This window comes from Salinibacterium sp. SWN139, from assembly GCF_015864625.1.
In the GTDB taxonomy this organism is placed as follows: Bacteria; Actinomycetota; Actinomycetes; order Actinomycetales; family Microbacteriaceae; genus Rhodoglobus.
Window position 1 is genome coordinate 388,911 of record NZ_JADYWV010000002.1, and the last position, 14,008, is coordinate 402,918.

Below are 14,008 nucleotides of genomic sequence, written 5' to 3' on the forward strand. Positions count from 1 at the left end.
GGCGGGTGCCTGAATAACCCTAGTCATAGTTCGCGGCGAGCTGTGTGCGCCTCGTGCTAACAAACCTGCTCAGATTTGTGAGATGCGTAACAATTGCGATTCTCACGCCGCCGGAGTGGCAGGCGCTGCAATGGCTGTCGCATCGCCCACTACCGGCGGAGCCAAGAACAATGTGCCCTGGATGACGCTCCCCGCAAACGTGCGCAGTGCCACGAGCACCCAGGCTCCCACAAGAGCTACGAAGCTCACGAGCGCCATCATCTCGAGCACCGCGGAACCGGTAGCTACGGCGAGCACGCTCAGCGCCACCACCATGTTGCCCACCGGGAACGTGAACGACCACCACGTGAGGCTGAACGGCATACCGCGGCGGGCAGTGTGCACGGTCATCGCGATTGCTAGCGCCGTCCAGAGAAGTGCAAAACCGAGCGTGGGGATGCCGTAAATGAAGCCGAAGAAGCTGAGCGCTTCGGCGAGTTCAGTCGCCACGGCGAACGGAGCAGCTGCTCCCAGCACGACTACAGCGGTAATTGACTGGCCCAGCGGGCCGAGCACAATCCAGAGAGTTGGCACTGCGGCTGAGTTGCCGATGTTGTGTCGTGCTAGCCGGCCCCAGATCAGCGGAAGGATCACCGCGGTAGCGATCATACTGAGCCCGAACATCGCGTAGCAGGCGATCAGCATCGTCAATCGAGCTTCGCCCTCAGGCAAGAACGGGATCAGCGGTGCTCCGGCTGCTGCCGAGACCAGGGGCGGGACCACCGGCATGATCCAGCCTCCGAACGGTGATTGATCCGTCATGGCTGACGACGTGAAGGTCAAGAACGGCACAATCACGGCGGTCGCGAGGCCAAGCACGGTGCCGATCGACCAGAGCACAAGCGAGACGGTGAGCGCAGCATCCGCCCCCATGATGTCGGGGCCGAACAGCAATGCACCAGCCCCGATCGTCAGAATTGCCAGCGGCGGAGCCCCATAGAAATGAACCATTGCCGGATGCCGGTGGTGCGAAAGCGCGACCTCGCGGTGGGCGATCCAGTGCGCTGCGCTCGCAGCGATGAGCCCCACGAGCAAGATGGTCGCGATCACCCAGACGGTGCTCGCAAACACGTGGAGTTGTGGGGCGATCAAGGGAAGCGTTGCAGCAGCATTCGCGACGATTCCGGTGCCCATGACAGAGGCGAACCAGTTCGGGCTGATGTTCGAGATCACGAGGCGCGGGCTGCTGAGATCGCGCAAGAGCAGTCGGCGGCGCTCGCGCACGGCGGGGGCGTCGTTGCCGTTGCCGGTGCCGGTGTCGGGGCTCGCGGGGCGAAGGCGAGGGGTGTGGCGGCTCATGCGTCGTTTCTGAGTATCGAAGGGGCAACGGGTGTCGGTCCACCGGTGCAACCGCGTGCGTTCGCGCAACATTCCCGTAGCCTTGAGCCACCTCGGTGCCGCACAGTGTTGTCGCTTCGGCTGCGGGGGATTCTGCGCCTAGCCCCGCACTGGAGGAACCATGACAGAGCTCGTGATCATTGCCGTTGTGGTGTTCGCCTTCGCAATGGTCTCGCGACGGCTGGCTTTGTCTCCCGTTACCGCACCGATGGTCTTCACTGCCGTGGGTATCTTGCTCGGCACGGCGGGCGCGCAATGGTTTCACCTTGATCTCAAGAGCGACGTTGTGTCGATCTTGGTTGAGGCCACGCTGGTGCTGGTTCTCTTCACGGATGCGGTGCGCATCGATCTTCGGGCGTTGCGCAAACAAGTCTTGCTTCCGCTGCGCTTGCTGGGCATAGGGCTTCCGCTCACGATTGTGCTCGGTGCAGTAGCGGCAGCGGCACTCTTCGACCAGCTCACTTTTATCGAAGCAGCGCTCATCGCTGCGATTCTTGCCCCGACGGATGCCGCGCTCGGTCAGGCGGTCGTCAGCGATAAACGGTTGCCGGTTCGGATTCGGCAAGCCCTCAACGTCGAGAGCGGACTGAACGACGGAATCATGGTTCCGGTTGTCACCGTTTTTCTCGCCGTTGCGGCGGCAGAGACCGGGGTGGCCTCGAGCGAAAGCTGGGGCGTTTTTGCCGCGCAGCAGATCGGTTTCGGGGTCCTCGTGGGTGGTGGCGTCGGGGCTATTGGCGGGTGGCTGCTGAGCCGCGCGTCGAGCGCCGGGCAGGTGGACGGCATCTATCGCCAACTCGCGACTATTGCCATCGCCGTGGCGGCTTATGCGAGCGCCGGTGTTGTCGGAGGGAACGGGTTCATAGCCGCGTTCGTGGCTGGCCTCGCCTTCAGCGCGATCGCGCGTGACCATTGCAAAGACGTTCAGGATTTCACCGAAGACGAGGGCGAGCTCCTGAGCTCGATCACGTTCTTGGTATTCGGTGCGGTGCTCGCGGCTCCCATTCTGACATCCCTCACGTGGCAAATCGCGCTGTACGTCGTGTTGTCATTGACGGTGGTGCGGATGGTTCCCGTGCTCATCTCGATGGCGTGGTCGGGCACCCGCTTTGAAACCCGGCTCTTCATCGGATGGTTTGGACCGCGTGGGCTTGCCTCTATTCTGTTCGCGCTGTTGGTATTCGATGAGCTCAGTGGCTCCGTTGCCGACACCGTGTTCTCCGTAGCGGTCTGGACAATCCTCGTCAGCGTCTTTGCGCACGGCGCGACGGCGAGCCCGTGGACTGCCCAACTCGCGCGCCACCTGAGCTCGGCGCCGTCATCCGCGGCCGAATTGAAACATGTGCAGGAGATGCCGGCACGTCGTCGGTTCTAAGTCCCATCTTGATCCATCTAAAGCGCGCTTGTGCTAGTCCAACTAGAACAATTAGAATGCCGTCATGCTAGTTCGAGTGGATCCCGCGTCAGAGACGCCGCTCTTTGAGCAGCTCGCGGCGAGCATCCGCCAATCCGTCATCGACAGAACTGTCACGGCCGGGGATAGGCTCCCCAGTGCGCGAGAATTGGCCAGTTCTCTCGGCGTTAATATGCACACGGTCTTGCATGCCTATCAAGAATTGCGCGATGAGGGATTCATCGAACTCCGCCGCGGCCGTGGGGCCATCGTTGCCACCACTGCCCACAGCTACGATTCGCTTGCCGATGGCATCACCGCGATTGTTGCTGAAGCGCGCACCCACAACGTTTCACTCGCTACTCTTACCGCCCTCATCCGAGAGGAATACCAATGACCCTTCCCGCCGAGAACGTTTCACCCCAACTCACGCGAAACCGCCGGCTGATCATTGTGATCGGCGTGGTGATTCCCCTTGTGATTGCGTTGGCCGCTGCGTTCATCATGGCGTTGTGGATTCCCGAGCTTCCGAGCCCGGTTGCCTCGCACTGGGGAACCACGGGTCCAGACGGATACTCCACTGTGGGCAGCGTGATTGTGTTGCCGCTACTGATGACGCTGGTCTTCGCGGCGCTTGCCGCCTTTGCCAGCTGGAAGGGTGGCCCCAACGGCGGAATGCTCTGGGGGCACAAGATCATGGTGGCCGCATCCATGTTCCTGTCGATCACGCTCAGCGTCACAGCGGCGGGCTCACTTGCTGTTCAGCGAGGACTTGAGAACGCTGAGAATGCTCCTGCGATCGGGGGAATTGCCATTGCCGCATTCCCCATCGCGCTCGTCATGGCTCTGTTTGCGTGGCTCATGCTTCCTGCCGCGGAGTACATCACGTCGACCCCTGTTACCGCGAAGCCCATCGCGGGGGCTGCTACGCAGCGCGTGCACTTCTCGACTACAACGCGGGTTGGTCCCGGCGTCGTGATCATCGTCGGTGCTGCCCTCGCAGCATTAGCAATCGCGCTCGCAGTGCAGGCCGTCAGCAATCCCGAGCAACTTCTCTTACCCGCCGTCATCGGCCTCTTTGTGATTGCGCTGGCCGTCAGCACGCTTTCCTGGCGTGTGACGATCGATCAGCGCGGACTCAAAGTTCGCTCCGCTCTCGGTTTTCCTCGCATCACCATTGCGCCCGACCAGATCGAGTCCGTCGCCGTCGTCGACGTGAACCCCATGGGTGAATTCGGTGGCTACGGCTGGCGTTGGGCGCCCGATGGCCGCAGCGGTATCGTGCTCTCCAAGGGCGACGCCATTGAAGTGACGCGGATGAACGGCAAAAAGTTCATCGTCACGATGCACGATGCCCAGCTCGGTGCCGAAACGCTCGCTACGGTCGCCAAGAAATAGCGCTCAGAAATAGCGCTCAGCGGTCAGCTAACTCGCGTATCATTGCTGCCACACGCTATGAACCGGCTATCACCGGGGAGCGTTCGGAAGAAACCATCTCAACTTCAGCTTCGGCAGGGGAGCGGGCGGCGATAGAACCGAACGGGTAAGCCCGTTACAGCGATATGAGTGGTGTGCCTCTGGGTGCATAAGCGGGGTGGTACCGCGGCTGAAAGGTCGTCCTCGTGCAGATTATTCGCACCTACGTACCACTGGAGCCTCATGTCGTATCCCCGCCACAGCTCAGATGATTCCGTCGCGCCGTCCCCGAAGTTTCCGGCGATCGAAGAGCAAGTGCTCTCGTACTGGAAGGCAGACGGCACTTTTCAGGCATCCATCGATCAGCGTGAAGGCGCCGATGAATGGGTCTTCTACGACGGTCCGCCTTTCGCCAATGGCCTCCCGCACTACGGTCACCTGCTGACCGGCTACGCCAAAGACCTCTTTCCGCGCTTCCAGACCATGCGCGGCAAGCAAGTGCACCGCCGCTTCGGCTGGGACACCCACGGACTCCCCGCTGAGCTCGAAGCGATGCGCCAGCTCGGCATCACCGAGAAAAGCCAGATCGAAGAGATGGGCATCGACAAATTCAATGCCGCCGCTCGCGAATCGGTGCTCAAGTACACGGGAGAATGGCAAGAGTATGTAACCCGTATGGCGCGCTGGGTCGACTTCGAGAACGACTACAAAACCCTTGACGTCAACTTCATGGAAAGCGTCATCTGGGCGTTCAAGCAGTTGCACACGAAGAACCTCGCCTACGAAGGTTTTCGAGTGCTGCCGTACTGCTGGAATGACGAAACCCCGCTTTCTAACCACGAACTGCGCATGGATGACGATGTCTACAAGATGCGTCAAGACCAGACCGTCACGGTCACGTTCCCTCTCGATGGTGTGAAGGCAGAGGCGTTGGGTCTCACCGGCGTGAAGGCTCTTGCCTGGACGACCACCCCGTGGACGCTCCCCACCAACCTTGCTCTCGCTGTCGGTCCTGACATCGACTACGCGGTTCTGCCTGCCGGCCCGCTTGGCGCCGGCGACGGTTCGGAACAGGGTTCCGCCCAGTTCATGCTTGCGGGCGACACCATCGCGGCCTACGCGAAAGAACTCGGCTACGAGACTTCTGAGGAAGCTCTTGCTGCAGTCACGCGCACCATCAAGGGTGCCGAACTCGCGGGCGTTCGCTATGACCGCCTCTGGGATTTTTATGCGGATGCCGAAACCTATGGCACCGAAAACGCGTGGCAGTTCTTAGTTGCCGACTACGTTGCCACCGGCGAAGGTACCGGCATCGTGCACCAAGCGCCCGCCTACGGTGAAGATGACCAAAATGTGTGTGCCGCTGCTGGCATCCCCGTTGTCATCTCGGTTGACGATGGTGGCAAGTTCTTGCCGTCGGTGCCGCCCGTTGAAGGCATGCAGGTGTTCGATGCCAACAAGCCGCTCACGAAGTTGTTGCGCGAAGAGGGTCGCCTGCTCAAGGTCGCCAGCTACGAGCACTCCTACCCGCACTGCTGGCGCTGCCGCAACCCGCTGATCTACAAGGCGGTGTCGAGCTGGTTCGTGAAGGTTCCTGAGTTCCGCGACCGCATGGGTGAACTCAACCAGGAGATCAACTGGGTTCCCGAGAACGTCAAGGAGGGCCAGTTCGGCAAGTGGGTGAGCAACGCCCGCGACTGGTCGATCAGCCGCAACCGCTATTGGGGTTCACCGATTCCGATCTGGAAGAGCGACAACCCTGACTTCCCGCGCGTGGATGTCTACGGTTCGCTGGCTGAGATCCAAGCCGACTTCGGCCGCTTGCCTCTCAACCACGAGGGCGTACCCGACCTGCACCGCCCGTTTATCGACGAGTTGACGCGACCGAACCCCGACGACCCGAGTGGTCAGTCGACGATGCGCCGCATCGAAGACGTGCTCGACGTGTGGTTCGATTCGGGTTCGATGCCCTTCGCTCAGGTTCACTACCCGTTCGAGAACCAGGAGTGGTTCGACACCCACAGCCCTGCCGACTTCATCGTGGAGTACATCGGTCAGACTCGCGGATGGTTCTACACCCTCCACACGCTCTCGACGGCGTTGTTCGACCGCCCGGCCTTCTCTAACGTCATCAGCCACGGCATCGTGCTCGGCAATGACGGCCAAAAGATGTCGAAGAGCCTGCGTAACTACCCGGATGTCTCCGAGGTGTTCGAGCGTGACGGTGCTGACGCTATGCGCTGGTTCCTGATGTCGAGCTCGGTGATACGCGGCGGAAACCTCATGGTTACCGAAGAGGGCATCCGTGATGGTGTTCGCCAGATGCTGCTGCCGCTGTGGAGCACGTACTACTTCTTCACTCTTTACGCCAACGCTGCCGATAACTATGAGGCGAGTTGGCGCACCGATTCTACGAACGTTCTCGACCGCTACTTGCTCGCTAAGACGCGAGAGCTGATCGAGGATGTCACGGCGGAACTCGACGCGCTCGACAGTCCGATGGCAGCGGCCAAGCTTCGCGACTTCGCTGACGTGCTCACCAACTGGTACGTGCGTCGCAGCCGTGACCGCTTCTGGAGCGGTGATGACAAGGATGCCTTCGACACTCTCTACACGGTCTTGGAGACCGTGGCGCGAGTTGCCGCACCGTTGCTCCCGCTCATCTCGGAAGAGATGTGGCGCGGCCTCACCAATGGCCGCAGCGTGCACCTCACGGACTGGCCTGACGCCGCAGCTTTCCCTGCTGACCACGATCTGGTTGCTTCTATGGACCGCGTGCGTGAGATCGCCTCGAGCGGACTTGCTCTTCGCAAGGCGCGGAGCCTGCGCGTGCGACTGCCCTTGGCTTCGCTGACAGTCGTGAGCGAGACCCCCGCGGCTCTCGCACCGTTCAGTGACATCCTTCGCGATGAGCTCAACGTCAAGGCTGTGAAATTTGACGCTCTCGAAGAAGGTTCGTTGGAGAGTTTCGGCATCACCAAGAAGTTGACCGTCAACGCTCGTGCGCTCGGCCCCCGCGTCGGCAAGCAAGTGCAGCAGGTCATCAAGGAGGCCAAGGCCGGCAACTGGGAAACCACGGCCGACGGCGTTTCGGTCGACGGCATGCCGCTGGAAGCCGGCGAGTACGAGCTCCAGATGGAAGCCGCCGACGAGGCCAGCGCAATCGCGTTCCTCTCCGAGGGTGGCTTTGTGATCATCGACACCCAGCTCACTCCAGAACTCTCGGCGGAGGGCCTTGCTCGCGATGTCATCCGTGCGATTCAGGATGCCCGCAAGGCGGCAGGCTTCGACGTGAGCGACCGCATCTCTCTGACGATTGGTGCGCTAGACCCCGCCGACGAGGAAGCGATCACCTTCCACAACGCGATGATCGCTGCAGAAACGCTTGCAGCGCAATCCACCGTTCAGGCCTTCGCGAATGATCTCGAAGAGGGCACACTAGAGGTGCACCGCACGCAACTCGCGGCAGGAAAATACGCCAATAACGGCGCGCTGGTGATCGACATCACCAAGATGGGAACGACCAATGTCTGACCGCGATGATGAACTCGGCAATGACGGCCAATTCGACGAAAACGGTGACCCCATTGAGGCGTCGCTGACCGACGAAGAACGCGCCGAGCTTGGCCCGGAGCATCCCCTCGCCGACCTCAGCCCCTTTGCGGATGGTTTTGAGGGCACGAATATCGACGAGGATTCAGACTTTGAACTCGAAGACACTGAATACCTCTCGGATGCCAACAATGTGTTCGAAGAGCTGCTCGCGCGAGTGGGGGAGCAGGCGCCTCAACCGAGGCTCGAAGCAACTCGTCGCGCCGTCGAGTTGATCGGCGACCCGCAGCGCACTTACCCCGTTATTCACGTCACCGGCACCAACGGCAAGACCTCCACAAGTCGCATCATCGAAAGCATTCTTCGCGCCTATGGGCTGCGCACGGGGCTCATGACGAGTCCGCATCTGGTGCGAGTCAACGAGCGCATCGTGATTGACGGCCGGGCGATTTCGAACCGGGCACTGGCCGAGAACTGGGCTGACATCCGTCCGTTCCTGCTCATGGTCGATGCCGAGCTGATGGCCAAGGGTGAAGAAGCGCTCACCTACTTTGAGGCGCTGACGGTGCTGGCATTCGCGAGCTTTGCGGATGCCCCTATCGACGTCGCCATCCTTGAGGTCGGCATGGGCGGCGAGTGGGATTCCACGAACGTCGCTGACGGTCAAGTTGCCGTGTTCACGCCGATTGCGCTCGATCACACGCATCGTTTGGGTACGACAATCGCGCAGATTGCGCGCACCAAGGCGGGCATCATCAAGCCGGCTGCAGCGATCGTGTCGGCTATTCAGTCGTCGGATGCTCAGATCGAGTTGGAGCGCGCAGCAGACCTCACCGAGTCAACAATTGGTGTCGAGGGCGATGCGTTCGAGCTCCTCAGCAGCAATGTTGCCGTGGGCGGCCAACTTATTTCGGTGCGCGGCCTCGCCGGTACCTACTCTGACCTGTTTATGCCGCTGTTTGGGGAGTTCCAGGGGCACAACGCCGCGCTCGCTATCGCTGCCGTCGAGTCGTTCTTGGGCGCTGGCAGCCAGGCGCTCGTTCACGATGTGCTCGCTGAAGGGCTCGCTACCGTCGCGTCGCCGGGGCGACTGCAGGTTATTGGTGCAGAACCCACCGTGATTGTGGATGCCGCCCACAACCCTCATGGGGCAGCGGCTCTCGCCGCCGCACTCAAGGAATACTTCACCTTCGAAGACATCGCTTTTGTGATCGCGGTCGTTGACGACAAGGACGCTGCTGGCATTGTGGAGGCCCTCGCCCCCGTTGCTAATCGCTTCTACGTGACGGCATCACAATCTGACCGTGCCGTTCCTCCGGAGGAACTCGTTGAGACGGTTCGCGCGTTTACTGATGAGACCACCGATTTTGATTCCTTTGCCGAAGCGATGGAGTTGGCGCGCAGCTGGGCCGCAGAGAACGAACGCCGTGCTGTCGTCGTAACGGGCTCCATCACTCTTGTTGGCGAGGCACTCGCTCTCGCTGAGGCAGAAGGGTGGAAACCGTGACTTCCGCGCCCGCGGTTCGCCGAAAGCGCTCCGTCACCGAACTGCTGCTGAGCATCGTGTTGGTACTCGATGCCACCCTGATCTTCTTCGTCGCGCTCACGGCGTTCGGGCTCAAAGCTCTCGCTCCGGCACCGGCGTTTATCGGGGGAGCGGTTCTGATCCTCGTGTTCGTCGCTCTTGCCCGGATGCTGCACCGCCCGGGTGCCCTCTGGGTTGGTTGGGCGCTGCAGGTCGGTCTCGTTGCTCTTGGTTTCATCCTCACGCCGATGTTTTTCGTGGGGGCAGGTTTCGCTGGCATTTGGATCTATTGCTTCATCAAGGGCCAGCAACTCGACCGCGCCAAAGCCGAAATACTTAACACCCAGTCCATGACCACCACCTCTGAGGAGACACAATGAACATCGAAGAGACCCTTGTACTGATCAAGCCTGACGGCGTTGCTCGCAATCTGACGGGCGAAATCCTTCGCCGCATCGAAGCGAAGGGCTACCAGCTGGTAGACGTGCGTCTTGTGCAGGCGGATGTCGACCTTCTGTCGCAGCACTACGCCGAGCACGAAGGCAAGCCGTTCTACGAGCCGCTGCTCGACTTCATGCAGTCCGGCCCGACGGTCGCGCTTCGCATCGCGGGCAACCGTGCAATCGAGGGCTTCCGTTCGCTCGCCGGCACCACTGACCCCACGACGGCAGCTCCCGGAACGATCCGCGGAGATCTCGGTCGTGATTGGGGCCTCGCTGTTCAGCAGAACCTTGTGCACGGCAGCGATTCGCCCGAGTCTGCAGCGCGTGAGCTCGCTCTGTGGTTCTCCTAAATCGCACCCTTTTTACCCTCACGGGTAGGTGACTGATCGGCTGCGTAGCCTCACCCGCAGTGCGTCTCAGGTCACGACACCATGGCGAGAGCCTGACCATCGTCAGGCTCTCGCCATTGTCGTGTTCCCGGTGGGGAATATGTTTAGAGGTAAGCCAGAACGTCGAGTCGATACTGAGCGACGATGGCGATGATGATGTACCCGACGATCGTGATCACCGGCACCCAGCTGTACGCGGCGCCGGCAGCTTTGCGAAGCGCACGGGGAGCTGGGATCGCGCCGACTTTGAGGTTGCGAAGCGTGACGGCCCAGAACATGGGGATCGTAACGGACCACACAACCATGCACCACGGGCACAGCGTGCCGATGTTGAAAATGCTCTGATAGGCGAGCCACAGAATGAATGTGAAAGCGCCAGCTACGCCAAGGTTGAAGGTGACCCAGAACCAACTATTGAAGCGCGCTCCGGCGAGTATTGCGGCTCCGACGACGACCGGCGCCATGAACGCCACCAGACCAATGATGGGGTTAGGGAAGCCGAACAACGCGCCCTGCGCTGATTCGAGATTGGCCGCGCATTGCACGACGATGCTGAAGTCGCAGCTCAACGTGGCATCCGGGTTTTGGAGTACGTGGAGTTTCTCTAGTGTGAGCTGGAATGAGGCCCAGAGTCCCACTACCCCAGCAAAGATCAGAAAAATAGCGAGGGCGATGGGCCTGTTGCGAACCCCAGAAGCAGTCATGCTGGGATTATCGCACGCGCGTCAGGCTCACTTTCTGAGAATGCATGCGATAATGAAGCGTAGTTATTCCGAGCCGCGCTCGGAACAACACCAAGAAGTCTTCCCGGGCATAGCGACCGGACCAGTTGCGCAACGCTAGTTGCGTGTGTCGGATAGCCAGTTCCGAAGTGCTGTGAGAGAGCACAACTGCAACGCGAGCCACGGGCCCGTTGCAGGACCTGAAGAATTAGTAGCGGTTCCTGAACCATAGGTTTGGTGGGGGAATAGCGCACGAGAGAGTACCCGGTAGGTGGCGCGGTCGCCTACACAGGGCAAGGAGTACACCAGCAATGGTGAATGAAAGCAACAATTCGAAAGATGTTCCGAAGAAGAAAGGCCTTTTCGGTCGCATTCTTCCTTCTTCAAAGGCAGCGGTAGAGAAGCCAGTGGCACTGAAGCCGCAGGTCGAGCAACCCGCCGTTGAAGCTCCGGTTGCAGAGAGCGCACCCCGCGCAGCGAAGGCTGCTCAGCGTCCTGCTGCCAAGACCGCTAGCGAACACCTCGGGCTCGAAGTTCCGGATGCCGTTACCGGCATGAAAGCCACGGCAGTGAGCGAGTCCAAGGCCGCGAGCTCCGCTGCGACCGCACCGGATGCCGCACAGGCAGATGCACAATCAGACACCAAGTCGACTTCAACGGCATCCACTCGTTCGCGCTCACGCAAGAGCCCTGCCGCCAAGAAGACGACCGAGAAGGCCGCCACAGCGAAAGCCGCTCCGCTGACCCCGCCGTCGACGACGTCGCTGCTTTTTCAGGCACCTGATCTTCCCGACCTGCCCGAACTTCCGGCTCGTTCGTCGCGTTCGCGCAACGACAACGGCGCTGGTTCGGATAACCGCAACGGCGATAACCGCAACGGTGACAACCGCGATGGTCGAGACAACCGCAACAGTGACGGTCGCAAAAACGATAATGATGGCCAAGACGAAGCGGGCAACGTTCGCCGTCGTTCACGCCGTCGTTCCGGTGAGGACGCTCGCCCCGGCGACGAATCACCGAACACGGTTGTTCGCGTTCGCCAGCCGCGCAAGCAGGCAGAGCCCAGCAATGAACCCACTCGGGTCAAGGGCTCTACTCGCCTTGAAGCGAAGAAGCAGCGCCGCCGTGATGGCCGTGACGCTGGTCGTCGTCGTCCCGTAGTAACGGAGAGCGAGTTCCTCGCGCGCCGCGAAAGTGTTGACCGCGTTATGGTGGTCCGCTCGAAGTTTGATCGCATCCAGATTGGTGTTCTCGAAGACGGCGTTTTGGTTGAGCACTATGTAGCGAAGGCTCAAGACGCGAGCCTCATCGGCAACGTTTACCTTGGTCGCGTTCAGAACGTTTTGCCCAGCATGGAAGCAGCATTCGTTGACATCGGGCGCGGCCGCAACGCCGTGCTTTATTCCGGTGAAGTCGACTGGGATGCCGCTGCTGAGAACTCTGCCGATGGCAAGCCGCAGGCTCGTCGCATTGAGCTCGCACTCAAGCCAGGCGACCGTGTGCTTGTTCAGGTCACGAAGGATCCGGTAGGCCACAAGGGTGCCCGACTCACGAGTCAGGTGTCCTTGCCCGGTCGTTACCTCGTTTATGTTCCTAACGGTTCGATGAGCGGCATTAGCCGCAAGCTGCCCGACACGGAACGTTCGCGTCTCAAGAAGATCCTCAAGGGTGTTCTTCCGGAGAACGTCGGTGTCATCGTGCGCACCGCAGCCGAGGGCGCGACTGAAGAGCAGCTCACGCTCGACGTGAACCGTCTGACTAACCAGTGGGCTGACATCAGCGCGCAGGTTGATAACGCTCAAAACCAGGGCCCAGCATTGCTGCATTCGGAACCTGATCTTTTGATCAAGATCATTCGCGACGTCTTCAACGAAGACTTCCACAAGCTTGTCATCGAGGGTGACGACGCCCGCAAGACCATCGAGGGATACGTGCGTTCGGTCGCACCTGACCTGCTCGATCGTCTGCAGTCTCACGAGGGAACCGTTGACTCCTTCGAGGAGTACCGCATTTCTGAGCAGATCGAAAAGGCTCTCGACCGCAAGGTATGGCTGCCCTCGGGCGGTTCGCTTGTGATCGACCGCACCGAAGCGATGACCGTCGTCGACGTCAACACCGGCAAGTTTGTCGGTTCTGGCGGAAACCTCGAAGAGACCGTCACCAAGAACAACGTTGAAGCAGCGGAAGAAATCGTTCGCCAACTGCGCTTGCGTGACATCGGTGGAATCATCGTCGTCGACTTCATCGACATGGTGCTTGAGTCCAACCGTGACCTCGTGCTGCGTCGTCTCGTGGAGTGCTTGAGCCGTGACCGCACGAAGCACCAGGTTGCTGAGGTGACGTCTCTCGGTCTCGTGCAGATGACGCGTAAGAAGCTTGGTCTTGGCCTGCTTGAGACGTTTAGTGAGAACTGTGAAGTATGTGCCGGCCGCGGTGTCGTCGTTCATCACGACCCCGTCACCAAGCACCGCTCGCAGCCGACACAGAACGAGCAGGCTGGCGGCGGACGCCGTGGCCGCAATCGGGGAGGCAACAGCAACTCCGGTGGTTCGAACAACAACTCGGGCAACTCAAACGGCAACAACAACGGCAACGGTGGTGGATCGCAAGCGCAGCAGTCCAACAACTCCGCGAAGAATGCTGCTCCGGCTTCGGCGCCGAGCAATGGCACTCACGCGATCACTGAAGACGTGCGCAACGCGCTTGCTCGTGTTGCCGCGAGCACCGTGGTTCCTGCCGTCGAAAACCCAGCTAGTGAAGCGCCAGCAGTGGATGCCGCGGCATCCGCTCCTGCAGCGACCGAGACGGCGGAGGCTCCCGAGCCCAAGAAGTCACGACGCAGCAAGGGCGGAAACAAGTCAGCTCAGCCCGCTCAGCGCTCGAGTGATGCTGTCGAGCCGGCCGCTGAAGCTTCTGTGGCCATTTTCGACATTCCCATCACCAAGGCCGAGAGCTCGGCCCCCAAGATCAGCACGCAGGATGCGGAGCAGATTCTGGGTTCGGTTCTCGAGGCTCTTCCTGAGCCCAAGCAGCCTGGTCACGGCAAGGCTCGTGGTTCACGTCGTGCCAGCAGTCAGGGAAAGATCGTTAACGCAACTCCCGCCGACGACAACTAGCACGGTGGCACTCGGTACTATTCGAGTTTCAACTTTGTAAGGGTTACTAGTGACCACAACTTTGCCTGCGAGCGT

Annotated in this window: 10 protein-coding genes; 8 read left to right on the plus strand and 2 right to left on the minus strand. The window is 60.7% G+C overall.

Annotated elements, in window-relative coordinates; translation table 11 throughout:
• Nucleotides 1-102: 102 nt before the first annotated feature.
• Nucleotides 103-1,338, minus strand: a complete 1,236-nt coding sequence (locus I6E74_RS07040; protein ID WP_197124273.1) for a TDT family transporter — start codon at nucleotides 1,336-1,338, stop codon at nucleotides 103-105.
• Nucleotides 1,339-1,498: 160 nt separating this feature from the next.
• Here I6E74_RS07040 and I6E74_RS07045 point away from each other — a divergent pair, with 160 nt between their 5' ends.
• The 7 genes from I6E74_RS07045 (at nucleotide 1,499) to ndk (ending at nucleotide 10,056) form a co-directional block, all read left to right on the plus strand.
• Nucleotides 1,499-2,752 (plus strand): sodium:proton antiporter, encoded by a 1,254-nt coding sequence (locus tag I6E74_RS07045; RefSeq protein WP_197124275.1) that lies wholly within the window; start codon nucleotides 1,499-1,501, stop codon nucleotides 2,750-2,752.
• 64 nt (nucleotides 2,753-2,816) lie between these two features.
• Nucleotides 2,817-3,167: a GntR family transcriptional regulator gene (locus tag I6E74_RS07050; RefSeq protein WP_197124277.1), complete on the plus strand. Its 351-nt coding sequence runs from the start codon at nucleotides 2,817-2,819 to the stop codon at nucleotides 3,165-3,167.
• A complete protein-coding gene (locus tag I6E74_RS07055) occupies nucleotides 3,164-4,168 on the plus strand; it encodes a DUF1648 domain-containing protein (protein WP_197124279.1) in 1,005 nt (334 codons plus the stop codon). The genes I6E74_RS07050 and I6E74_RS07055 overlap by 4 nt, the downstream gene beginning before the upstream one ends.
• 261 nt (nucleotides 4,169-4,429) lie before the next feature.
• The gene (gene ileS / locus I6E74_RS07060; RefSeq protein ID WP_197124281.1) at nucleotides 4,430-7,720 is read left to right on the plus strand and encodes an isoleucine--tRNA ligase; all 3,291 of its coding nucleotides are present in this window, start codon (nucleotides 4,430-4,432) and stop codon (nucleotides 7,718-7,720) included.
• A complete protein-coding gene (locus tag I6E74_RS07065) occupies nucleotides 7,713-9,245 on the plus strand; it encodes a folylpolyglutamate synthase/dihydrofolate synthase family protein (RefSeq protein ID WP_197124283.1) in 1,533 nt (510 codons plus the stop codon). The genes ileS and I6E74_RS07065 overlap by 8 nt, the downstream gene beginning before the upstream one ends.
• Nucleotides 9,242-9,643 (plus strand): DUF4233 domain-containing protein, encoded by a 402-nt coding sequence (locus tag I6E74_RS07070; protein ID WP_197124285.1) that lies wholly within the window; start codon nucleotides 9,242-9,244, stop codon nucleotides 9,641-9,643. The genes I6E74_RS07065 and I6E74_RS07070 overlap by 4 nt, the downstream gene beginning before the upstream one ends.
• Nucleotides 9,640-10,056: a nucleoside-diphosphate kinase gene (gene ndk, locus I6E74_RS07075; protein WP_197124287.1), complete on the plus strand. Its 417-nt coding sequence runs from the start codon at nucleotides 9,640-9,642 to the stop codon at nucleotides 10,054-10,056. Before I6E74_RS07070 ends, ndk begins: the two co-directional genes overlap by 4 nt.
• A 143-nt stretch (nucleotides 10,057-10,199) precedes the next feature.
• Here ndk and I6E74_RS07080 read toward each other — a convergent pair whose 3' ends face one another.
• Nucleotides 10,200-10,799, minus strand: a complete 600-nt coding sequence (locus I6E74_RS07080) for a vitamin K epoxide reductase family protein (protein WP_197124289.1) — start codon at nucleotides 10,797-10,799, stop codon at nucleotides 10,200-10,202.
• A gap of 329 nt (nucleotides 10,800-11,128) precedes the next feature.
• Here I6E74_RS07080 and I6E74_RS07085 point away from each other — a divergent pair, with 329 nt between their 5' ends.
• Nucleotides 11,129-13,933, plus strand: a complete 2,805-nt coding sequence (locus I6E74_RS07085) for an Rne/Rng family ribonuclease (RefSeq protein ID WP_197124291.1) — start codon at nucleotides 11,129-11,131, stop codon at nucleotides 13,931-13,933.
• Nucleotides 13,934-14,008 lie beyond the last annotated feature (75 nt).

What these genes read in the sequence shown, in the direction of transcription:
- I6E74_RS07040 (WP_197124273.1), bottom strand. Translation starts at nt 1,338, where the DNA reads ATGAGCCGCCACACCCCTCGCCTTCGCCCCGCGAGCCCCGACACCGGC.
- ileS (WP_197124281.1), top strand. Translation starts at nt 4,430, where the DNA reads ATGTCGTATCCCCGCCACAGCTCAGATGATTCCGTCGCGCCGTCCCCG.
- I6E74_RS07055 (WP_197124279.1), top strand. Translation starts at nt 3,164, where the DNA reads ATGACCCTTCCCGCCGAGAACGTTTCACCCCAACTCACGCGAAACCGC.
- I6E74_RS07045 (WP_197124275.1), top strand. Translation starts at nt 1,499, where the DNA reads ATGACAGAGCTCGTGATCATTGCCGTTGTGGTGTTCGCCTTCGCAATG.
- ndk (WP_197124287.1), top strand. Translation starts at nt 9,640, where the DNA reads ATGAACATCGAAGAGACCCTTGTACTGATCAAGCCTGACGGCGTTGCT.
- I6E74_RS07065 (WP_197124283.1), top strand. Translation starts at nt 7,713, where the DNA reads ATGTCTGACCGCGATGATGAACTCGGCAATGACGGCCAATTCGACGAA.
- I6E74_RS07085 (WP_197124291.1), top strand. Translation starts at nt 11,129, where the DNA reads ATGGTGAATGAAAGCAACAATTCGAAAGATGTTCCGAAGAAGAAAGGC.
- I6E74_RS07050 (WP_197124277.1), top strand. Translation starts at nt 2,817, where the DNA reads ATGCTAGTTCGAGTGGATCCCGCGTCAGAGACGCCGCTCTTTGAGCAG.
- I6E74_RS07080 (WP_197124289.1), bottom strand. Translation starts at nt 10,799, where the DNA reads ATGACTGCTTCTGGGGTTCGCAACAGGCCCATCGCCCTCGCTATTTTT.